At 40.2% G+C, this 23,377-nt stretch carries 19 protein-coding genes; 9 read left to right on the top strand and 10 right to left on the bottom strand.

The window, feature by feature from the left end; genetic code table 11:
* Both ACO6S2_RS08745 and ACO6S2_RS08740 read left to right on the top strand, forming a co-directional pair.
* The gene (locus ACO6S2_RS08745; RefSeq protein ID WP_422362115.1) at window positions 1-1,320 is read left to right on the top strand and encodes an MFS transporter; all 1,320 of its coding nucleotides are present in this window, start codon (window positions 1-3) and stop codon (window positions 1,318-1,320) included.
* Window positions 1,321-1,548: 228 nt separating this feature from the next.
* A complete protein-coding gene (locus ACO6S2_RS08740) occupies window positions 1,549-1,752 on the top strand; it encodes a hypothetical protein (protein ID WP_422362114.1) in 204 nt (67 codons plus the stop codon).
* A 44-nt stretch (window positions 1,753-1,796) separates the two neighbouring features.
* On the opposite strand, the gene ACO6S2_RS08735 is transcribed toward ACO6S2_RS08740, so the two are convergent.
* From ACO6S2_RS08735 to ACO6S2_RS08705, 7 genes are all read right to left on the bottom strand, one after another.
* Window positions 1,797-2,240, bottom strand: coding sequence for a hypothetical protein (locus tag ACO6S2_RS08735; protein WP_422362113.1), 444 nt, complete (start codon window positions 2,238-2,240; stop codon window positions 1,797-1,799).
* 83 nt (window positions 2,241-2,323) lie between these two features.
* The gene (locus tag ACO6S2_RS08730) at window positions 2,324-4,945 is read right to left on the bottom strand and encodes an AAA family ATPase (RefSeq protein ID WP_422362112.1); all 2,622 of its coding nucleotides are present in this window, start codon (window positions 4,943-4,945) and stop codon (window positions 2,324-2,326) included.
* A 644-nt stretch (window positions 4,946-5,589) separates the two neighbouring features.
* Window positions 5,590-6,429 carry an NAD(P)H-binding protein gene (locus ACO6S2_RS08725; RefSeq protein WP_422362111.1) on the bottom strand — a complete coding sequence of 280 codons (840 nt, stop codon included), beginning with the start codon at window positions 6,427-6,429 and terminating at the stop codon, window positions 5,590-5,592.
* Window positions 6,430-6,440: 11 nt separating this feature from the next.
* Window positions 6,441-6,830, bottom strand: a complete 390-nt coding sequence (locus tag ACO6S2_RS08720; protein WP_422362110.1) for a DUF5367 family protein — start codon at window positions 6,828-6,830, stop codon at window positions 6,441-6,443.
* Between the two features lie 88 nt (window positions 6,831-6,918).
* Window positions 6,919-7,776, bottom strand: a complete 858-nt coding sequence (locus ACO6S2_RS08715) for a helix-turn-helix domain-containing protein (RefSeq protein WP_422362109.1) — start codon at window positions 7,774-7,776, stop codon at window positions 6,919-6,921.
* Between the two features lie 276 nt (window positions 7,777-8,052).
* Window positions 8,053-8,349 carry a type II toxin-antitoxin system RelE/ParE family toxin gene (locus ACO6S2_RS08710; RefSeq protein WP_422362108.1) on the bottom strand — a complete coding sequence of 99 codons (297 nt, stop codon included), beginning with the start codon at window positions 8,347-8,349 and terminating at the stop codon, window positions 8,053-8,055.
* The gene (locus tag ACO6S2_RS08705; RefSeq protein WP_422362107.1) at window positions 8,334-8,573 is read right to left on the bottom strand and encodes a hypothetical protein; all 240 of its coding nucleotides are present in this window, start codon (window positions 8,571-8,573) and stop codon (window positions 8,334-8,336) included. Before ACO6S2_RS08705 ends, ACO6S2_RS08710 begins: the two co-directional genes overlap by 16 nt.
* 276 nt (window positions 8,574-8,849) lie before the next feature.
* Between ACO6S2_RS08705 and ACO6S2_RS08700 the strand changes: the two genes are divergently transcribed.
* The 5 genes from ACO6S2_RS08700 to ACO6S2_RS08680 all read left to right on the top strand — a co-directional run bounded on the left by ACO6S2_RS08700 (window position 8,850) and on the right by ACO6S2_RS08680 (window position 15,779).
* On the top strand, window positions 8,850-9,365 hold the full coding sequence (locus tag ACO6S2_RS08700; protein WP_422362106.1) for a DinB family protein: 516 nt from the start codon (window positions 8,850-8,852) through the stop codon (window positions 9,363-9,365).
* Between the two features lie 21 nt (window positions 9,366-9,386).
* Window positions 9,387-12,329 carry a DUF2723 domain-containing protein gene (locus ACO6S2_RS08695; protein WP_422362105.1) on the top strand — a complete coding sequence of 981 codons (2,943 nt, stop codon included), beginning with the start codon at window positions 9,387-9,389 and terminating at the stop codon, window positions 12,327-12,329.
* A 54-nt stretch (window positions 12,330-12,383) separates the two neighbouring features.
* Entirely contained in the window at window positions 12,384-12,980 is a 597-nt protein-coding gene (locus tag ACO6S2_RS08690) for a TetR/AcrR family transcriptional regulator (protein ID WP_422362104.1), read from the top strand.
* Window positions 12,981-13,032: 52 nt separating this feature from the next.
* Window positions 13,033-13,911 carry an alpha/beta fold hydrolase gene (locus ACO6S2_RS08685; RefSeq protein WP_422362103.1) on the top strand — a complete coding sequence of 293 codons (879 nt, stop codon included), beginning with the start codon at window positions 13,033-13,035 and terminating at the stop codon, window positions 13,909-13,911.
* 164 nt (window positions 13,912-14,075) lie between these two features.
* Window positions 14,076-15,779 (top strand): hypothetical protein, encoded by a 1,704-nt coding sequence (locus ACO6S2_RS08680; protein ID WP_422362102.1) that lies wholly within the window; start codon window positions 14,076-14,078, stop codon window positions 15,777-15,779.
* Between the two features lie 41 nt (window positions 15,780-15,820).
* Here the strand turns inward: ACO6S2_RS08680 and ACO6S2_RS08675 are convergent, their stop codons facing one another.
* On the bottom strand, window positions 15,821-16,759 hold the full coding sequence (locus ACO6S2_RS08675; RefSeq protein ID WP_422362101.1) for a zinc dependent phospholipase C family protein: 939 nt from the start codon (window positions 16,757-16,759) through the stop codon (window positions 15,821-15,823).
* A 216-nt stretch (window positions 16,760-16,975) separates the two neighbouring features.
* Here ACO6S2_RS08675 and ACO6S2_RS08670 point away from each other — a divergent pair, with 216 nt between their 5' ends.
* Window positions 16,976-18,211 carry a D-alanyl-D-alanine carboxypeptidase/D-alanyl-D-alanine-endopeptidase gene (locus ACO6S2_RS08670; RefSeq protein ID WP_422362100.1) on the top strand — a complete coding sequence of 412 codons (1,236 nt, stop codon included), beginning with the start codon at window positions 16,976-16,978 and terminating at the stop codon, window positions 18,209-18,211.
* 3 nt (window positions 18,212-18,214) lie between these two features.
* Window positions 18,215-18,643 carry a DUF3995 domain-containing protein gene (locus ACO6S2_RS08665; protein ID WP_422362099.1) on the top strand — a complete coding sequence of 143 codons (429 nt, stop codon included), beginning with the start codon at window positions 18,215-18,217 and terminating at the stop codon, window positions 18,641-18,643.
* On the opposite strand, the gene ACO6S2_RS08660 is transcribed toward ACO6S2_RS08665, so the two are convergent.
* The gene (locus ACO6S2_RS08660; RefSeq protein WP_422362098.1) at window positions 18,640-19,992 is read right to left on the bottom strand and encodes a TolC family protein; all 1,353 of its coding nucleotides are present in this window, start codon (window positions 19,990-19,992) and stop codon (window positions 18,640-18,642) included. The two genes, ACO6S2_RS08665 and ACO6S2_RS08660, sit on opposite strands and share 4 nt — an antisense overlap.
* A 166-nt stretch (window positions 19,993-20,158) precedes the next feature.
* A complete protein-coding gene (locus ACO6S2_RS08655) occupies window positions 20,159-23,374 on the bottom strand; it encodes an efflux RND transporter permease subunit (RefSeq protein WP_422362097.1) in 3,216 nt (1,071 codons plus the stop codon).
* Window positions 23,375-23,377: the final 3 nt, after the last annotated feature.

The raw sequence follows: 23,377 nt of genomic DNA, 5'->3' as shown, positions 1-23,377 counted from the left end.
ATGGAAAAGAGACGCCTAAGCTTTTGGGAAGTATGGAATTTGAGTTTTGGATTCCTGGGCATTCAAATGGGCTTTGCCCTGCAGAATGCCAATGCCAGTAGAATTTTTCAAATTTTTGGAGCTGAGATCCACGAACTCTCTTGGTTCTGGCTCGTCGCTCCAGTGATGGGGGCCGTAGTACAACCAATAATTGGTCACTATAGTGATAAGACATGGACAAGGCTTGGAAGGAGAAAACCATTCTTCCTCGTAGGAGCCTTGATTGCTGCTTCTGGATTAGTGGTGATGCCAAACGCAGGTGCTGTAACAACAATATTGCCAGCTTTATGGATTGGAGCAGGAACACTCATGGTTATGGATGCAGCCTTCAATGTCGCCATGGAACCATTCAGGGCTTTGGTAGCTGATATGATGCCTGCGGATCAAAGAACGCTTGGTTTCAGCGTACAGACCTCACTGATTGGTATTGGAGCAGTAATTGGCTCATGGATGCCCTATGCTTTGACCAATTGGTTTGGTATATCTAACGAGTCCTCTATTGGAGAAATCCCCTTGAATCTTATTCTCTCATTTTCAATCGGGGCAGCTGTTTTGGTTGGCAGCATCCTTGTTACCATTTTGACTACAAAAGAGTATACTCCGGAAGAGTTAGCTAGTTTCAATGATATCGAAGCCGACAAACCAAAAGAAGACGGCCTACTTAACATTTTTTCGGACTTCAAGAAGATGCCTTCAACAATGAAGCAATTAGGCCTGGTTCAATTCTTTTCCTGGTTTGGCTTATTCGGAATGTGGGTCTATTCCACTCCTGCAATAACTCATCATGTATATGGCCTACCACTATCTGATACTTCCTCCAAAATGTACCAAGATGCTGGAGATTGGGTGGGTATTCTATTTGGCGTCTATAATGGCATTTCAGCTATATACGCATTCTTTCTTCCAGCTATTGCCAAAGCAACAAGTCGAAAGTATACGCATACGATTTCATTAACCCTTGGGGGTATTGGATTGATTAGCATTTACATGGTATCGAATCCACTTTTTCTAATTGGCTCAATGATACTAATTGGAATTGGGTGGGCCAGTATTCTAGCCATGCCCTACGCCATGATGGTAGGTTCGATACCTGCACGTAAAATGGGGGTCTATATGGGGATTTTCAACCTCTTTATAGTAATACCGCAGATTGTCAATGGATTATTATCAGGTCCGATGATAAAGTATCTTTACGGAGGAAATCCCGTTTACATCTTAGTTTCAGCAGGTGTAGCCTTTATCATCGCCGGAATACTCAACCTGAAAGTCAAAGACAGTTAATTACATGACAAATGGTGTCTTTACAAATACGAACATGCATAAGGTTCGTGAAGACACGAACCAAATGCAACGAGGCAAGAAACTAATCAGGAAACTGATAGATTTTAGTGAATAGTAAAAAAGTCCCGATCGCCATTGGGACTTTTTGTTTTTAGGCCTGTCAACTTGTCTCAGTCAAGCACTTGGCAAAACCTTTGATAGTGATTGTGAAACACTAAACCTAAAATCATGAAAACATTCGCTGTAATCTTATCTGTATTAGGCCTGACCATCCTCGGCTATATGATCATCCAAGGTGGAAAAGTAGACACCACACAGTCCAGCATCTACATGCACCCCAGCAACTTCGACAAAGCCCCTACCGAACAGGTGGTTCAGATGAAAGAGAAAGAAGATCAAGAGATTCCTAAATGGGAGGAGTTGGGTAAGTGACAGTTTGTATAACAAGCGTAGCCTGCCGATAGGCGGCTATGATTTCATATACAGCGTTGGATTTTTTTTATTCTATTTTTTACTTCTTTTACAGCTGGATGAGTAGAGCAAAACAGAAACATTTCTGTATATCCGATAAACATAATTTTCTTTCCAAATTCAGTTTGATTATTAAATTCTATAAATATTGGTCTTGGACTGAACATTATATTGTCAGATACATTTTTAATATTATCTAGAGGGATTTGAATGTTTTTCCTATAATTACTTACGTATAAATAGTTATCATCAATATGGACATTTTTCGCTCTTAAACATCCATAATAAATCATTGCATATCCAAAGATTAATCCTATTAGAAAAAGAAGGCCTTCTGCTCCAAGTGTGAAAATTGCAGCAATTGTACCTATTCCAAACCCTCCCAACCATATACTTGAAAAGATATATTTCCAAAAGAAAGTCATTGATGTTGATAATCTTTTTTTCATATTTAATTACGCCTAACGTTCCGTGTATAGTGCGTCGCATCCTGCAAGGTGCTACGCACTATACACATTGTTATGCTTTGTTTTTATCTTCTTCTATCTCTTATTTCTTTTGTATAATCTTCCAATGCTTTAACGTCCGAAAGAAACTCAGCTGAATCAGGCATTTCCTCAATTAAAGTTCCTGCTGTATCATGTCCTGTGAAATATGTTGAACATCTGCTCATGTTTGAATCAACAAGGCTATAATCTTCGGCAGTTAAATCGATTACTTTTGAAAGTCTTTGTGTTTGGATTGCTCTACCAAATCTTTGAACTGCTCCGTTCAAGAAAACTTCCTCTATAAATCGTTCCCAAGTTTCCCTTAGCTTTCCATATAGAGTTTTTGCTCTTTCCTTATAAATCTCTTCTGTTTCTGTCCTTTCTATTTTTTCAAGTTGTTGGTATGCACTTTTTAAAATGCCAATTCTCTTTCCTACAGATAATGCGTCCCAAGGTGGGTTTTTCGCAATAATCCCTGTTTCTTTTTTCTTTCTTGTCAGACTCGTAATTTCTAAATCAGAATCTAGTTCCGCTGAATGCTCTTGAATCAACAATAGAAAAGTAATGTCGTGGGTAAAAACAACTACTTGCCTGCTCTTAGATTCCTCTACTATTCTTTTAGATATTTTATATCTCCACTTGTGGTCAAGAGAGGATACTGGATCGTCAAAAATGACAGCACTTTTGTGTTCAGAAATTGATAATTCAGAAAGAAATGTTGCTAGGGAAATGCACCTATGCTCGCCTTCACTTAAAACGTCCTTTAATGCAATATTTGTAGCGTTTTCTTCTTCTAGCTTTAAAAAGTGATATTGCTTTCCTCTTTCTCCTTTTGTTTCAGTCTCAATTTTGATATTCTTAAAACCAAGTTTGTTTAACTCAATTTTGAAATTATCTTTAAGACTTTGAGTAATATACTTTGTCGTTAGTTCATTGCTGAGAGTTGTAACAGACCGAGTATTACATTTGCTAATGCACTGGTTAAGCAATCTTATTTTCTTCTGCCTGAAGATTTCACGACCTAATTTTGGTTTGAAATCATAAATCTTTTTCTCACCGTTTAGTTGATTTAGTTCAGAATTCAGTGGTTTTAAATCTTCTTCAATTGATTGGGTTTTTAGTTTTTTATTAACCTCTATTAAATCCGCTATAATATTGATTATATCTGTCTTAGGGGTGTTTTCAATGTCAATAGAGTCTATTGTTTCAACAAGGTTTTTTGAATTGAAAAGATCAATTAGATAATCTCTTTGACTAGTAAGTAAGGCTAGATAATCCTTTTGCTTTTGAGTGAAGTCACCTGTTAGTTCATTTAATTCGCTTGTTGTGGGTTCCTGCTCAATAAAAGAGAAATCTAACCCATTAAGATTGTCGATTGCCAAAGAATACTTTTCTAGGGCTTCATTATGAGTTTTTTGAATATCATTTTTTATAAATTCCTCAAAGACGGTGAATCGTTGTTTTGCCTCTTCATCTAAATCTTGCAGGCACAGAGGACAATTACTGTCATCATTAGTTTCGGGAAAACTCTCAGTTCCTACACTTTCATTGAAAAATTTTCGAGCACTCTCCCAAAGAAACTTCCAAGAATTGTTTCCTACACCTTTAATAGGTAATTCAGAAAATGCTTCCTCTGAAGATTTCTTAAGAGCCTCACTAGTGGTAACATAAGAATTCAAAATTGTCTTCAAATCAATTAAAGTTTGACCTGATAAGGCGTTTTCAAGCACTTGAAATTTGTTTTTTAAAACTTCAAACCTTTTTATTTTTTCACCATTATCCTTAAGACTCTTTTTTGGATCGGTTGCTTTTAACTTATCAATTTCTTTAATCAGCTCTTCTACTCTAGAGGCTTTACTTGGATCCCAAATTGATTCCGCTCTTAATTCATCAAGGGTAGTGTCAAGATTTAAATTTTCAAGAAAAGACTTAGCAGTTGTACCCTCTGCTACCTCTAATAATGAGTAATCAAATCCTACCAAAGCTGGGCTTGATAATTCGGCACTAATTTTATCTTCAATCCTTTTTAGGTAGAGGGCAAATCTTTCAATAATGGATAAACCTTGCGGTATGAATGCAATTTCATCTTCTCCTTCTATGTAGTGATTTGCACTAAACGTGTCGAAAACATCTACACTTTTGAGGGTTGAATCGTTTATTTCACCATTTAAAAGATTGACAGATTGAAAATTCGTACCATCAATTGTATATTCTACTTCTGCTTTTTTGTCGTTCCCAAAAGAAGTTGGGTCATATAAATTTCCATTTATTGTTGGTTTATGACCTCTAGTATTACAAGTATGTTTTAATATGCTAACATAACTTGATTTTCCCGCACCATTATCTCCATATACTAAGGTCAAACCACCTGGAGAAAATTCTAATGAACTCGTTTGAGAAAGAGCATTTATGTTTTCAACATTGGATATTTTTGATAGGATTATATCCTCATTGTTAATAGCACTATCTGCGAACTTTCTTAAATCTTCAAAATCTACTTCTTCAAATTGTATATCTGACAATCCAAAGTCCACCTTACAGATTTCTTTGATTTCCAAAATATCAGCATCTGAAAGTTGATTATTTCTTATTAAACGTTCAATTGCAACCTGCCAAAACTGAGGCTTGTTTTCTACCCAATTAATTATATCATTTAGTATTGGCATTGTTTCTTTGTTTTTTGGGTAGTCTTTTTAATAAAGCATAACAATTAGCTAACACATACTTAGTGCGTGTTATTTCCCAATACTAGAAATAAACAATCACAAGGTGCTGTTATTTACCTTTCATCTACCCTGTTTCCAGGTTAGAATAATGATTAATATGAAAATTGATTTTTCTAAAAAAGAGCTGCTACTCAAGGATAGGACTTTTTAGGAAGAGATCAAAGGCTGGCGGCAGCAAAAGTCCGCAAGGGATGGCCACGTCAGCGACCATCCTTCCAGTCTGTCCGCTTCCTCGCCATGCCGGCTTCTAACAGTCAGTCCCTACTACCGGTCACTGCGAGGAGTCCTAAGCAAGTAGCACCTTCTGGCACCAGCGAAAAGGACGACGTGGCAGTCCCTCGCGGCTACTGCTGATCATGTGTAAGGGGCACTTCTATTTATAGCATAACCCTGTCAGGTTTTTGAAACCTGACAGGGTTGGAAAAGGGAATGCCTGCACCATTCAGAAAGCCTGTCTATCAGTTTTTAATTGGAAACAACACCACCCTAGGCACGATTGCCCAACTAAAAGTTTATTAAGATTTCTCTCGGCACCTACCTACCGTCGGATTGTTCGAAATGACAGCAGAAGAAGAATGATCAGACTATATCGCCTTAGTCAGCTCAGGATTCCAGACACCCGTTTGCTGAGTTTCTTTGGCGTATTCGGAGAAGTCCTTAGGCGTTCTGCCTAGTACCTTTTCTACATCTCCAGTCACCACATCATTGCCATTGGCATCCAGTACATTTGAGAATAGATAATTAATGAGCCAAACATAATCCTCCGGCACGCCGGCCTGTTCCAGGAATTTGATGTAATCTTCCAATTCCACCGCAGTAAACGAAATCTCTCTGCCACTCACTTGTGCAATCTCTTGGATCACCTCCTCAAAAGTCAACAGGCGAGGACCAGTCAGTTCATAGATCTGACCATTGTGTTGATTGTCTAGCAGAGCCTCTACAGCCACATCTGCGATATCATCTGTGTTCACATAAGGAACCTGAGCTTCTGGCTTAGGCAGCGCCACATGCCCTTCCAGTATTGGGTCTAAGAAGAAACTCTCACTAAAGTTTTGCATAAACCAGCTGGCCCGAACTATGGTGTAATCCAATCCTGAATGGATCACCACCTGCTCACACAATTCAGCTTCTCGCTCGCCTTTTCCAGAAAGGAGTACAAGTTTTTTGACGCCAGCTTTAGTTGCCATTTTTGTTAATCCTTCAATGGCTTCTAAGGCCCCTGGCACTGCCAGGTCCGGCTGAAAAGTGATGTACACTTTGTCCATTCCCTCCAGGGCTGCCGCCCAGGTTTCAGGGTTTTCCCAGTCGAAAGCAGGGTTAGCATTTCTAGAACCTACGCGTACGTTATGTCCTAATTTTTCGAGTCGTTCTACGACTTTGCGTCCGGTCTTACCAGTTCCGCCGATAACTAATATGTTGTCCATAATCTATTGATTTAAATTGTTTTTGTTTTAATGTTTGACCACCAGTAGAGATAAATAACCAGCAGGCATTCCAGGGCGATCAGCCAAAAGGAAGGAGCTCCAAAAAACTCCTGATAGCTACCTCCATAAGGGATGATGAAATACGGCACGGTAAGTACAGCATCTAATACCACCAATGTGGGCACCATGATGGCACCCACTTTAAGTCCATGCATATAGCCACTCCACTGGTAGTATAGCTGCGTCCCAAACCAAACGGTTGGAATCAAAATGATGGCAACCGTCAGATTGGCTTGGAGTTCCAAATCCTCAAGGATGGGCAGGTAATAAGAAAGTGTAAATACGCTCACTCCTACCATCCAGATGAATACTGCGGTAATGATTGCTTTAATTGTTTTCATTGCTTTGTCTTTTTGTTGATGAGACAAAGCTGCCGTCAATTTTATCGATTGGTTTGTTTGAAAAGGAGCACGATTTGTTCGAAAAGGATTATCCCTTTATTTCACTAGGGCGAAAGCCAAATTTCTTTGAAAAGGCATTAGAAAAGGAACTGAGGCTGTCATAGCCTACATGCCAGGCGGCTTCCTGTATAGTCATTTTTTTTGACCGGATCAATTCGTCAGCCGTGGTCAACCGTTCGTTTTGGAGGTACTTAAATACCGGCACACCAAAGAGTTCTTTAAAGTTCTTTTTAAGCTTGAAGGTATTGAGCCCTATCTCCTTTGACAACTCTGACAAACTGGGAGGATGCTCAAGATTATTAATCAAGATGTTCTTGGCCAGTTCCAGCTTTTGTCTTTCTTCAGACGGAATGGTCTCTTCTGACATCAAGGACAGCTGACCAAAGAAATGAGCCAGTAGTGTATTGATCTGGCTTCTGAAAAACATCATTTTAGCCTTTCCTTCATATTGGGTATGAAAAACCTGATCTACGATCGATTGCATGTCCGGGGTCATGAAAAAACTAGGCCCTTCCACATAATGATCTTTGGGTTTTACCAGCTGATTGAGCATTTCACCAAAAAGCTCCCCTTCCAACTCAGGCAGTTTATCTATGCTGTTCATAGAAGTGGCAACTACCAAGCATTCGAGCGGTTTGTTGGCTGATACGGTATGAACAAATTCCACCTCATGGTCTGCATAAAATGAAAGTGCCAGTCCTTTGGTATGACTGAATTGCTTTTCAGCTTTCCCATATTTTACCTTAAGATCTACATTTCCAGATCCGTAAAAAGCTACCGCAATGACCGACTCATCAAACAGGCAGGCATCCACCGTAGGCTTTTCTGCTTCACCTGTTTCTACCAAAATAGTGAAGTCGCTGATGTCGATGATATCCCGAGTCATAAATAATTAATAGGATTAAGTATTCGAAGATAAATAGAAAATCAAAAAAGTGACTTGCTTGTCTATGAGTGCACCAGCAAGGGCTGAAATTTTGCCTTTAAAATTGGAGGGTGTTTCTTAACGCCTCTTTATCATTCATGGCGTGTGGTATAGTTATAGTTTCGGCTACAAGATAACCAAATCTCTGATTTGGGTCGGGCCGCGAAGGCGGAGCTTCCAGAAAGCAGAGAGCTTTCATTTACGGCTGAATGGACATGATTTGATCACAGCATGTTATCATCTTATTTTCAGTTCATCGGGATCTTGCCTGTTATCCCAAACTGTCAATATTTGAATAACACTACCTTTCACCTCGTAGAACAAGAGATAGTCTCTTACAATTTTGACTCGAACTCCTTCTATGTCAGAAGCTCGTCCGATGTAAGGAAATTTAGACAGTTGATTTGTGGCTTCAACGAAAAGAGAGTTTAGCTTTCTACTGAAGGAGGAATTAGCGTTTCGTTCGTTCCAGTATGTTAGTATATGTTTCCTTTTCTGTTGTGCTAGAGGTGACCAAATTATTTTGTGAGCCATTTTTCAATTTCTCTGTCTGCTTCTTCAGATGGGATACCTTTATTTTGAGAAAGTTGAAGGCGTGCTTTATCAATTTCTTGTTTTTGCTCAGAAGAAGTTTTATATATGGAATCCTCAACATCTACCTCTAGAAGTCTGTTGACTTCATCGAGGATGTTTTTATCCTGGATAGAATTAATTCGTTCTATGAGTTTTGATTTGTATTTTGTTCCAACTGATGCCATATTCAAAGATAAGGAAATTATGTAAACTAGATTTTATTGCTAACATTTATGTAAGTGTAACTAGTTACACTTATTTCTCTTATATATGTATATGCATTTAACCATATAAAAGCACCAGTATCTCTAATAAGTGCTACTTCTCAATAATAGAACTTTTTGTCTGAAGTACAAAGACTGAGTACAATAGAAGGCCACTAACTCTTGCGATAAAACCACCAAATCCTGAAACCAAAACCCACATTCTTACGATTAGGAAAGGAGTACAACCAAGAACTTATGATCACACGAACAAAATGGTTTGATAGAAAATTCGAAACCATCGCCGACTCCTCACTCCTATTAGACATCATCGAAAGACTAGAAGGCACTGGCCTCCGCATTGAGCACAAGCTCCACAATAGTGGCAGCGCCTACTTACAGTCCACCGCCAATGACAAATGGTCAATAAAAAAACAGATCGGTCATTTGGGTGACTTAGAACCACTTTGGCTGGAGCGCATCAAACAAATCAAAACAGGTGAACGTGATCTCAAAGCCGCCGACCTGTCGAACCGAAAAACAGAGGAAGCCGCCCATGATGACAAAAAAGTAAAAGAGCTGATCGCTGACTTTACCTCCCAGCGTGAAAAAATGATCGAAGAACTCCGAGCTTGCACCGCTGACCAGTTGCAAAACGAATCCAAACATCCCAGACTGGATAAACCGATGAAATTGGTGGACCTGGCCTACTTTGTAGCAGAGCACGACGACCATCACCTGGCTACCATCCAGGAAATGCTGAACGGCAGGTAAAACTCCCAAAACCACTCAACTATGAACTTCAACAAAACCAATAATCTCATTGGCTGGCTATTGTTTTTAGGCAGTACCATCCTGTATCTATTCACATTAGAATCCACAGCCTCGTATTGGGACAGTGGGGAGTTTATAGCAGCCAGCTACAAACTTGAGATTCCGCATCCACCAGGGGCTCCACTGTTTCTACTAATTGGTCGATTATGGAGTTTGCTGGCGCTTGGAGATATGCAGTTGGTAGCTATGGCAGTGAATGCCTTGAGTGCTGTCACCAGTGGCTTAGCGGTGATGTTTTTGTATTGGACCATCGTGATGATCGCTGAAAAATTGATGAATAAAATATCGAAAGAAACCCCTGCTTGGTTATTGATTTCAAGTGGAATGATAGGTGCTTCATCTTTCGCTTTTTCTGATTCCTTCTGGACATCAGCTACAGAAACTGAAGTTTATGCATTTTCAATCTTTTTGACTGCCTTGGTTTTCTGGGCCATTTTAAAATGGGAAAGAAAAGAAGATGTAGCCGATCAGAACCGTTGGCTGATTTTAATCGCTTATCTGATGGGGTTGTCAGTGGGTGTGCACCTACTCAATCTGTTGGCCATTCCAGCCTTAGGCTTGGTCTATTATTTCAAAAAATATAAAAAACACTCTATTTGGGGAGGTGTAGCAGCGCTTGGGCTCTCCTGCTTAATTCTCGTAGGCATCTTGTACGGACTAGTTTCTGGTGCCAACCTTGCCAAGAGTTTCGAAGTGCTCTTTGTGAACAGTTTCGGTTTACCCTTTGGCACAGGCGCTTTGACGCTTTTAATACTTATTGTGGGTGTATGGCTCTTTGCTATGGGTTATACACAAAAGAAGGTTTGGGTGAATGCCAATACACTCGTTCTGGCGCTTGGTTTTATCATGATTGGATATTCTTCTTATACCTTGGTTTTGGTGCGAGCGGATAGCAACCCGCCTATCAATCAGAATAATCCTAACAATCTACTCGGACTGATTTACTATCTCAACATGGAGCAATATGGCACTCGTCCTTTGTTGTACGGAAAGCACTTTGATGCTAATCCAGTTGACCAAAAACAAGGCAAAGCCTACTACGAGATTGGGGAAGGACGCTATGAGGTGAAGGATCACAAAATGGAGTACATCTATCGTGACGAAGATCAGATGTTTTTGCCTCGCATGCATAGCAGTATGATGCCTCAGCATGCCCCTGCCTATCGCAGGATGACTGGCTTAAAAAAAGGTGAAAAGCCGTCCTTTGCAGACAATATTGGCTTTATGCTCTCACATCAAATCGGCCACATGTATGTGCGCTATTTACTTTGGAATTTTGCAGGCAAAGCCAATGGCATTGAAGGAGCCAGTTGGCTGGGACTGGCCGATTCATTTGAACAGTTGCCGGATTACCTGGCCAAAGATCAGGCACGAAACAACTACTATATGCTCCCTCTATTATTGGGAATAGCTGGCTTGGTTCTGCTTTTCAGGTCTGACAAAAAGCAGCTCTATATCACTGGCATGTTGTTTATCATGACCGGCCTGGCCATAGTCGTTTATATCAATGCGCCACCTGTAGAACCCAGAGAACGTGATTATATCTATGTAGGGTCGTATTATGCTTTTTGTATTTGGATCGGTCTTGGCGTGATCAGTCTATTTCAAATTTTCAAATCGATACCTAAACTTGCCGTAAACCATGCGATGGTCGCGGCTACGCTTCTGTCTGTTTTGATTCCGGGTATCCTGCTCTTCGAAAATTACGACGATCATGATAGAAGCAATCGCTATCTCAGTATAGATCAAGCCAAGACCATGTTGGCCTCGTGCGATGAAAATGCCATCCTTTTTACCGGGGGTGACAACGACACCTATCCACTATGGTATGTTCAGGAAGTGGAAGGATTCAGAACTGACGTACGAGTGGTTGTGATGAGCTATGCCAACGCCGACTGGTATGTAGATCAGATGTACAGAAAAGTGAACCAATCCGAAGCGCTGCCATTGGCGCTTACAAAAGAGAACTACAAGTCCGGCGGTTTGAATGACTATTTGCCTTTGGTGAAAAATTCAAGAATCAAGGGTGCCATCAGCGCCAAACAATATCTCGGTCTGATAGAAAAAGAAAGTAAGGCACTGCGAGCTAGCACCGGCTTTGGAGAATTGAACACTACACCTTCGGATAGTTTTTATATCAACTCGAATCTGGCTGATGTAAAAAGTAAGGTACCCGAACGATTTCATAGCCTAATGACCAATAAGCTAGAAATCAAACTTAAAGGCAAAGCACTGGAAAAAAAGGACCTCCTGATCCTCGACCTGATTGATTCGAACGCCTGGAAGCGTCCGATCTATTTCAACTTCACTTCGTTGAATAGTGTGAATTTTGACCTTCAAAAAAACGTAATTCAGGAAGGCAGCGCCTATCAGTTGCTCCCTGTGATAAATCCAGACGACGACAGCTTGCTGGTTGATGAAAAGAAAATGTTTGATCGATTGGTCACGAACGGACTATGGCGCGACTACAAAGAAGATTCCCCTTATTACTCGGATTATTACCGAAGCATGTTGATGAATCAGCGTCATCAATATAATGAACTCGCTCAAGCACTGCTGGATACGGGTCATGTGGATAAAGCGAAAGAAACGATAGCTTATGCGTTGGAAGTTTTTCCTGAGCGACTGGCTCCTTACGATCTTTCCCATTTGGAAACGACAAACATACTGTTGACTTTGGGTGACCTGCCTACAGCCAATCATATTGCAGATACATTAGCTGGTCAGTCTCAGCAAAGACTGAACTTTGCTATGGAGACCAAGAATCTGGATTCATTAGACTCCAGAAGAAGTTTATATGCCCTGAGAGAACTGGCTGTGATGTATCATCGACAGGGCTATTCAGATCGGAGTAGCCAATTCGCCAAGCTTTTTGAGGACTACGCCAAAGAGATTGAAGGTTAATTATTTTATACCAATCGGTATATTTTAAAATATTTTGTTTAATATTGCTTTGTTATGTTGACGAAAGCCGAAAAAACAACGCAGTTTATACTGGAGAAGGTAAGCCCCTTTTTCAATAAGCACGGCTATACAGGCACCAGCATGTCTGACATCGTGAAGGCAACAGGGCTGACCAAAGGTGCCATATACGGTAACTTCGAAGACAAAGAGGACCTAGCGATTCAAGCCTTTAACTATACCATCCGTCGTGCCATGTCCAACCTTGGTGATTACATATCTTCGGACGCGGATGGCTTAACCAAGCTCAAGAATTTAACAAGCTTCTACAAAAAGTACTACTTCACCGAAAAGCTTTTGGGTGGTTGTCCAATGCTCAACGTGGGTATTGACTCGCTCAACCATAACAGTGCTTTGAATAAAAGAGTCGTAGAAGTCATGAACAAACTCATTCTGCGGATTGCAGAAATGATCGACCAAGCTAAGACTGAAGGAACCATAAAACCCTCCATTGACTCCATGGCTTACGCACACAAAATATATGCTCAAATTCAAGGCGGCATTTTTGTTTCTAATATGCTCAACAATGACAATCATTTATCAGAATTAATGATTCATATTGATCAAATGATTGATAGTGAAATGATAGTATAAAAAATTTTAAACTATAATATACCGATTGGTATATTATAAAAACAGAAAAATCATGATAAAACTTATCCAAACCTATTTCAAGATCGTCTCTGCTCTCGCTCCGACCTTAGCAGGCAATCAAGCTTTTGAATTATTTCAAAGACCTTTGAATAAGAAAATTCGAAAGAAGGAACAATCATTTTTCAAAGTAGCCAAACAGTTCAAAATCAAACATTATCTGGAAGACATCCACTGCTATGAACTGGGTAATCCTTCCGGAAAACTCGTACTTTTAGTACACGGCTGGGAATCTAATGCAGCCAGCATGTCGGCTATAGGTTTGAAACTTGCCGAAGCTGGCCATCATGTGATTCTCTTTAATCTACCTGCACATGGCTTCTCCAAACTCAAAAAAGCCAATATCAAAATGTGCAAAGAAGTGCTACTTGAGGTAATCAATCATCTCAATCCCAAACAGCCCTTTTCTATCGTTTCTCATTCCTTCGGATCTGCTGTCACTGCATATGCGCTATCAAAAACCACACACAAGGTGGAAAAGCTGATCTTCTTGACCAGTCCAAACAAAATCACACAAATTTTTGAAGACTATGCTAACTTTATTGGTCTCAATCAGCGTGCCCATCGACAATTGAATAAGCGAGCAGAAAATATTCTTCACGAACCACTTGAAGACCTGCGAGTAGATCAACTTCATAAAAAAATCCGCTACAACAATCTTACTCTTATTCACGATTCGGAAGACAAGATTATTCCTAAGTCCAATTCGATTGCCATTTACAATCAATGGCCAAATTCCGATTTGGACCTACTAGACAAAACTGGTCATTACAAAATGCTATGGGACAAAAAAGTAATAGATAGGGTTATGAAAGAGTTTCAGCCTGATGAGGACACAAACAAAGAGAAAAGTCTCTATGCTTTGGCCTTCTAGAAACCATTCGTTTCTAGAACTCTTGTGAATCCAAGGTGTTCTTGTGGGTTCGCAAGAGTACTTATTACTAAGTATTTTTATAAATATTCTCATTAAAATCTAACCCTAATTTTGCTTCCAAAAAGCTAGTTAATATCTTGTAGCTCGAATTAATCTAGCAAACTATGCTTTCAATAAAGAAAATCGCCACTCAAACATTCTTTGTACTATTACTTTTATCCAGAGTATCCTATGGGCAGCAACAAGAGTTCAACCAACTCTTCAGTGACCTTGAAGCAGCGGTAGGTACTGTAGAAACCAGTAAATATAAATATGAACCTGAGCTGCTCTTTGAGCATACAAGTGTGATCAAGTATAGCTACACGAAAACCAGTACCAAGGGCTCAGCCAATTCATACGCCTATGAATTGAACATTGCAGATATAGACCCATACACGGTACGCGAGAGTACAGAACGCGATTTGATCGTAGTGAACATTAAAATCAAGAACAGTCAAGACTTAATCAAAACCTTCGAAGATCAAGAAGTGAAGGCTTATGCTGAAGAGCTGCAGATTGTGGCTTCAGATATTAACAATGCCAGAAAAATCCGAGAGATAATTGAAAAAGCCATTCCTATAGCTGAGAAAATAATGCTCAATAAATTGAGTTTAGCCAATTATGACGAAATGCTCGACTGGCTCGCAGCTAACGTAAAAGACGCCACCTATTCAGATGAAGTTTATGCCCAATCATTACAAGCCGACCCACAATATGCAGGAAAGGTCAACCTCAGCATAGTAGAAACCGGTCGATCATCTAAGCAAGCGGACTACTCTTTTAATCTTGCAGACATCAATGTAAACACGGTAAGATTTGACATCAGTGGGTCCGAGTTTGGATTGGAATTTGAAACGAAAAGAAAACACAAGTTGATCAAATATTCAGCAGATGGTGAATCCAAGCCATTCATTGATGACATTGTTATCAAAACCAACAATGTAGAGGAAGCGAGGGATCTTCAAACCGTGTTAACCCTGATCATTCCAGAAGCTGAAAAGCAAGTAGAAGCAAGTTTTCCAACATTCAGCAGCAAAGAAGAAGCCTTGGCAGCTGTGAGTACAGGCACTAAAGTGTTGACCTATGGCGATAATACATATGAGCAGAGCCTCAACTCTGATTGTTTGGCCGAATATTTGATCACTGAAATTTCAGAAAGTAAGTCTGAAAAAAAACAACATAACTTTAACTGGATTGACATCAACGACAAAGTAATTGACTACGATATCAGCGGATCAAAAATGTACATCGAACTCATCACCAACAAAAAACAGAAATTAATGAAGGTGACTGAAAATGGAGAAGTAGATCCTTACGATGAATCATTCAAGCTTTACTGTGAAGATGCAGAGAATGCCAGACGACTTCAGTATGCAATAAAAAAATCTATAGAGCTCTGCAGAAGAAGCTATCGCCCGGATGTACCGAGCAATGGGTTGAAAGCCAAAATTGACTGGTTAACTGGAGCAGTAAAAGAAGTACGTGAAGGAGATGACACCTACAGTCAATCCCTGTCGCTAGTTGAAGAAGCAGATCTTAAGAAGTTTAAGTTTAAGAAAATTGAGATCGATGAAAAAGGTAGCACAGAACACATCTACGAAGTGAATTTTGCAGATTTGAACGAACGAAACATAGATTTTGACATTTCTGGTAGATCAATTTCTGTGATTGTTGAAACTAACTTTAAGGAGAAGATAATTAAATTCTACAAGGACGGCGAAATTCAGAACTATGAAGATGAGTTTACTATTCATGCCAACAGCGTGGAGGAGTCCAGAAATCTTATTCGTGCCTTGGTTGATATTGTGACACTATCCAAAGGCAAATAACATAACGACACACAAGACTCATTTTCAATGGGTCTTGTGTGTCAATTATGCTCACGACTTTTAATCGTTCGCTTTTCCCACTCCTTCTTTTCCTCTTTCATTTTCTTCTTTTCCTTTTCTCCTATTTCCAGAGACATAAGTGCCTCCACGTCCGGCTGACCAGCATCGACCCAACAAGTAAACCAGATGTCACCCACCATCTTTATACTCGCCCGCATCCGACGTTCTACCATTCCATCGAGCATTGTATTGTAAGCATGAGAATATTTTTGCGAATACACCCGAACTGTAGAATTGCCTCTCTCCTCGTAAGCGTACTTCTTGCTCTCAGGAAATTTTTTGGATAATTCCTTCTCAAACCGAAGCACCGAATCCATGGCCAGGTGTGCTGCAGTTACCGCACCCCAAGCCCGTTCTTGAACGTTCTCCACATATTCTGCTTTTCCTACAAAAAAATCATAGTCATCTGCATACAACTCAGGTAGCCTGGACTCCCAAAATCCGTGTATACCATACTGACCCGTCAATTGACCATTATAGTTTTCCGTGGTATGAAGTGGCACATTAGAGTCTCCAATATAATGACCTATATCGGCAGAATATCTAAGAATTTTGTCCAGATCCCGCTCTTCAAAAGCTTTAGTTAATTGATGCTTCATTAAGGTGATATGCCAGGGCACAATACCATAAGCCTGTAAAGTATCCTCAGTATATTTCTCTACTGCATCAAACCAATTGTGAGGTACTACATGCAGGGCACTATCTCCATAAACATCTAAGTCTATGTAATGTCTCGGCGCCTCATAATCTACAGCATAGCGCCGTTGATCTGGATTTATTGCATTTTCAGTCAGATAGACGATATGTTTTTTATAGAATCCAATAAGCTCCGGAGGAATGGTAAAAACAGCTAAGCGATTAATTCTGCGGTGCGCATAGAACCCCCAGCGGTAAGAAGACAACGCAAGACTAGTTGTCAAAATCAGAAATATAACGAAGTACTTTTTCAAAAATCAGGTGGTGACGTTTAGATTCGACTAAAATAAAAAGACTTTAATAGTATAATTATTTCTCGAGCCATTAATTTTCAGTTCTATTCGAAGTAATCTATGACCCTAAGACAATTACTGTTCTTCCTGGCCGTTTCCATTGTTTTTTCGTCCTGTACTGCCATCAAAACTGTGACAAACAAAAAAATGATGAACAAGAGTCTAGCTAACTCTCCTTTGTTTGACAGCCATCTCACAGGTTTCACTCTCTATGACCCTGAGGATAGCACTTTCCTCTACACCTGGAACGAAGACAAATACTTCACCCCAGCTTCCAACACCAAGCTACTTACCTTCTATGCGGGGCTTACACTCATGCGAGATTCAGTGCCAGGACTGAAATATATTCTAAAAGGAGATTCTCTTTTTTTCACAGGCACTGGGGACCCTACTCTTCTACACCCAGACTTTGCTGAGCAGCCCATCCTTGATATGCTGATGGACTCAAGCTATAGTTTGCACTATGTAAAACCACAGTTTAAAGACGAGCCCTTTGCACCTGGTTGGTCTTGGGAAGACTATGAATACTACTTTCAACCTGAACGCACGGCATTTCCAATTTATGGCAATACGATTCGCTATGTATATGATTCAGTGAATGACAGCTTCTCAGTGAAGCCAAGTTTCTTTGCGGACTTTGCAGAAATACGTGAAATAGACTCCGAAAAGCAAAGTCCTTATCGACTTCAAAATACCAACATCTTCAGTTTTGCACCCGATACGGCAAGAAGCACCTACAAAAACAGTATACCATTTAAAACATCCGACGCACTTACGCTTGCCCTATTGGAAGACACACTCGGAAGAAAAGTACACTGGGTAGAAGATTTTGAGTTCGAGAATTCTAAACTGGCCTATAGTCGCACTTCTATGGAACTGTTCGCCTTTATGCTCAAACGCAGTGATAACCTTGCCGCAGAGCAAATCCTTTATCTCTGTGCTTCTGAAATGCGTATGCCGTTACAAGCTGACCCCATTCGACTGTTCACTCAAGAGCAAAATCTAAAAATATTTCCCAAACCACCTATATGGAAGGATGGTAGTGGACTATCTCGCTACAATTTGGTGACACCGAAAAGTATGATCGGCGTCCTGAATTATATTTCCACAGAAATTAGTATAGCTCAAATGAAACAAGTACTCTCTGTAGGTGGAGTCGATGGTACACTCAAAAATTGGTATAAACCTAAAGAAGGCGAATTGCCTTATGTATTCGCAAAAACAGGCACGCTAAGTAACAATCACAACCTCACAGGAATCATCCATACCCAATCCGGTAAAGACTTGTTTTTCAGCTTTATGAACAACAACTATGCCTCTAGTTCAAAGCCCGTTAAATTGGAAATGGAAAAGGTGATGCGGCTCATCTATGAAAAATACTAAAACATGAAATCCCTAAACCCTATTCTCCTTCTTCTCATATTCTCTGTTTTAGCATGTCTTCACTTTTCTTGGGCTCTAGGGAGTAACTGGGGGTTTGCAGCTGCCTTGCCTACTACAGCTGAAGGCGAATTTTTGCTGCAACCCACCCCGATAGATTCAGCCATTGTTGGATTCGGGTTACTAGCTTTTGCCATATACTATTTGCTTCAAACGCAATGGATCAACAAACCATTGCCTAACAAAATCAACCGCATCATTGGCTGGATTATTCCAGGTATCTTTTTACTACGAGCAGTGGGCGACTTTCAATATGTGGGCATATTTAAACCACCGATGGAAACAGTGTTCGCTCAGGCAGACTTTTTTTTCTACTCTCCCCTATGCCTTTTGATTGCTCTCTTAGGATTCCTCGTAGTAAAACCGAACGACTAGTTTTCACTTAATATACCACCACTCAATCGTAGCAGCTCTGTTTTAGATTCGATCAGGTTATAAATCGATTGGTAATAAACCAATGCCGTTTGTAAGTAGGTAATCTGTAAATCTCTATAGTTGAATGAATTGATACTACCATTACGGTAGCGTTCCTCCCCCATGTCCAAATTCAAATCCGCCGTTTCCAAATTGACAGCAGCAATGCTATTAAGGTTCTGGCGCAGATTGTAACGATCATAGGTACTGATTAAGGAATTGTCTAAAGTCAGTTCCAAGTCTTTGACCTGCAATTGGCCAATTTGCTCCGCGATACGGGCATTTTTGATTTGATTTTTGATTCTACCTCCGTTAAACAAGGTAAATGACAAGGTGAGGTTTGCAGACAAATTAGCTGTCGAAGATTTGATTCCTGACTCACCACTGCCTCCGCCAGCAAAAACTGCATCACTCAAGTCTTGCGTTTGCCAATTTTTGGATCCGTTCAATCCTAAACTAACTGTAGGATACATAGCTGATTTGGACAGTTTAATATCCTTTCTCAAAATTTCCTGATTTACATATTGGTTTCGCAGATTGCTATTAGAGGATTTCATAGCTGCAGCCAATTCATCCAAACTGAAACTTGTTTCTTGTACGCCTAAACTATCCGTAAACTGATAAGTCATATCTATTGGCTGCGCCAAGAGTAAATTTAAATTTCTAACTGCGTTTTTGTGATTTAGCACTTGACTCAAGTAGTTCGAAGAATCAGTCAAATACGCATTCTTATCCGTGAGTATATCAAAAGTAACAGCACTCCCAAGCTCCCCTTTCATTTTCACGTAGTTGTATCTGTCTCTTGATAATTCAAGGGTGTTTGAAAATACCTCCGTCCTCCTCTGCTCCAACAATGCGGTATAATAGGCAAGAATAATCGCCTGTACCGTATTCTCAATCACGATCATAGCATTTCCATCCGACTGATCTTGTAACAGCTCTAGCCTCCGCTTAGTCGTTCTAACATTAAAACCATCAAAAAGAGTCCAATTAGCAGTGATCGAAGGATTAATACTGTTCGACTTGATATTACCCGATTGTATAAACCCTGCCGGATTATCCATATTAGTCTGACTAACCCCCGGAGAACCATTCAATGTGATATTCGGAAACATGCCTGCTTGCCCCCATGTGTTGAGATTCGCAGCTTGTAGCTGCTTGTTTTTTTCTATTTGAATAGAAAAATTATTGGCCAATCCCGTTTCAATAGCTTGAGAAAGGGACAGCTCATTTTGAGCTCGCACCACATTTCCTAAAAAAACACCCAAAAGGGTCAAAGCCAAAGCGGCTATCCTAATTTGATTATTCATCTATTTTATTTCTTCACTCAGGCGCTAAACACCCGAACTTAATTACTTCAATTTTCTTTCTTGTCAATTCGACTGGCAAGGAGAAATCTTAATGACCTTACCAGAAATGTCGATGAGATTTCTCACCTGAAGGTTCGAAATGACATATTATCTTAAGACGGTTTATTTAATACTCCGCCAATTTTTTTCCTTCAATAATGGCTGGTTCTACTTCTTCCTTGGTTGGTTTCAGGATTTCTTGATGATCTCCCCAGAATACGGCCTTCAGGCTTAGCCAGATACTTCTAAAGAACCAGGTTACATATACCTTGATGTCATTGAAGCACAAGATCATGACTGGGAAGAAGAACAAAATAAACAGCGTACCAAAAAGCACACCATACGCTAGTGAAATCGCCATTGGGATAATGAACTGTGCTTGCCAGCTTTTCTCCAAAATCAATGGAAACAGCCCTGCCACTGTTGTTAAGGACGTCAACAAAATGGCTCTAAACCTTGCGGTTCCTGCCTTGTTGATCGCATCCATCACACTTAAACCTTCTTTGAGGTTTCTATTGTATTGATCGAGCATTACCACTGCATCATTCACTATTACACCAGACAACGCTAGCATACCATAAAAACTCACAAAAGAGACCACCGCATCATGGAAAAAGTGCCCAAATGCTGCGCAGGCCCATCCTAACGGCAACAACACCAAAATCAATGAGGTTTGATAAAAAGATCTGAAGTTCAAAGTAATGAACAGCAACATCAATAAAATTACAGGAACCAAAATTTCCATAAAGGAATCTGTTTGTCTCTGAGAACCTCTCGACTGCCCTTCAAAACTATACTCCAGTCCTGCATACTTATTCATGATTGGAGGCATGATTTCATTTGTGATCTTGTCCAAAATTGGAGGTAATGTGGTTTTTGAATCTGCCAGCTCCGCATAAACCTGAACGGCTCTTTTACCATTGAAGTGGTTGATACTTGTGATCCCACGCCCAATGTCATAATCTGCTAATTCGGAAAGCGGATATTCGGCTCCGTTTTTCTTCACCTTCATCGACTCCAGTTGGGTGATACTCAAACGGTCTTCTTTCGGGTATCTCACCCATACTCGAATTTCATCAGTATTTACTTGAAGGCGTTGAACTTCTTCTCCAAAGAACCCTTGACGAATTTGTTGAGTAATATCATTTTGGGTCAAGCCCAAATGGTATGCCAAGGGCTTTAGTTTCAATTCCAACTCGCGTTGACCTGCAGAAGCATCATCCCCCACGTCGATCAGATCAGACATTTTGAGTAAGGCATCTTTCACTTCCTCTTTAGCCTTTTCTAAGTCAGGAATATTCTTACTTTTCAAAGAAATGGCTACGGGTTTACCCCAGTAGTTCGCAGCGCCTACACTAAACTTCTCTGCTTCCGGAACCAGGCCAATTTCTTCTCTGATTTTTGATGCTACTTCGTAGCCAGATATATTATTGTCATCAAGTTTATCAAAATCAATTCTTACTGCTCCGGTATGAGATCCCGTATTTTGCCGATCCGAAGTAGAGCCTAGCTGTACATCTACGTCTGTCATGATGGTATCTTTGATTCTACCCTCATCTAGCATCCGCTGGTGTACGTCCCAAATCGATCGTTCAAAGCTCCATAGGTATTCCTCAGTGACAGTTTCTCTTGTTCCAGGCTTCAATACCAAATCCACGTTGATGTCATCAATAGGTGGGCGACTGAAAGGAGTAAACTTGATAATGCCACCAGCAAACATGCCAATGATCAAAATGATAAATACAAAAGGGCCCATGAACGAAATCCATCTGTATTTCAGCAATCTTCCAATAAATGGAGAGTACATGTTGAATCGCACATGGTCGATCATCCGCTCCATGCCTTGTCGGAATCTATGATACCAACCGTCTGTTTTTCTTCCTTCCAACACCCACTTGTGAGACAAGTGCGCTGGTAAAACAAAGAATGCCTCCACTAATGAAAAAGCCAAGCAGGCAATCACCACTATAGCCATTTCTTTGGTAAACCCATTGTTATCCAAAAATATCAATGGCATGAAGGCTACAATCGTAGTCATGACAGAAGTAAATACGGACGGCAACATTTCCATCGTACCGTCTATGGCCGCCTCATGTGGTTTTTTTCCTCTTTCGAAATGAGTATAAATATTCTCAGCTATTACAATACCGTCATCCACCAAAATACCTACTACAAGTAACATTCCTGTCAGCGTAAGCATGTTGATAGTAATGCCTGCCATATCCCCAATAATAAACATGGCACAAAATGAAATGGGGATACCCATAGCCACCCAGAAGGACAATCTTAAAGACAAGAAAAAGCCAAGAGTGAGGAGAACAAGCACCAGCCCCGTACCAAAGTTCCTAATCAACAAGTCTAATCTATCTTCCAACATGGAGTTGAAGTCAAATCCCATAGACAGCTCTATATTCTCTTGTTGAGCGTTGAATTCTTTAACGTATTCGTCTAAAAACTTTGATATTTTTTCAATATCCTCTTCAGGCAATTTTTGTACAGCAATGTTGATTGCTCGTTTGCCATTGGAAAAATACTTATTCGGCACGTCAGCGAATTGCAAATTCACATCAGCTATTTTTCCCAAATGAAGTTTGGTACCATCAGGATTCGCTCTGACAATAATTTCATCAAGAATACTGGGATCAAACTCCTTCGAGTTAGCTCTAATTCGAATTTCTTCATCGACCGTTTTGATTGACCCGCCAGATACATCCCTATTATTCATTCGGATAGCGCTAGCTACTTCTGCAAAGGTGAGGTTATACCTTCTCAGGTCTTGTTCTCTCACTTCAATAGAAATTTCCAAATCCGAGTAACCAGAAACTCTAACTTGCGAGATAAAACCTGACTTTAGAAAGTCGTCTTCAACCTGTTCGGCCGCTTTCTTGAGTTCTAGCAAAGAAACAGTTCCTCTAATACCCATGAAGGCCGCCATACTGGTGGATTTCTGCTTAGCCACTACCGGCTTTTCTGCCGACACAGGAAAAGCATTAATCCGATCTACAGCGTTTTTCACTTCAGTGGTTAGCTCATCCAAGTCATAGCCATCCTTAGACCGAATACTTATGTTGACGAAGTTTTCTGAAGAAGTAGAAGTTACCTCCTCTATTCCCTCAAGTCCTTTGAGAGACTCTTCAATCTTAATAGTAACCCCTTCTTCCATCTCCACCGGAGAAGCTCCCGGATAGGACACATTTACACTAACATATCGCGCCTCTCGTTCAGGAAAAAAAGACTTCTTGAGGTTAAAATAATAAGTACCCAGTCCACCGAGTACCCCCACCATAATGATGGCATTAGCCCAAATGGGATATTTGACAAAAAATTCTACAACCTTTCTCATGAC

Source organism: Reichenbachiella sp. (genome assembly GCF_965233835.1).
In the GTDB taxonomy this organism is placed as follows: Bacteria; Bacteroidota; Bacteroidia; order Cytophagales; family Cyclobacteriaceae; genus Reichenbachiella.
This window is presented reverse-complemented; position numbering and strand designations above follow the sequence as displayed.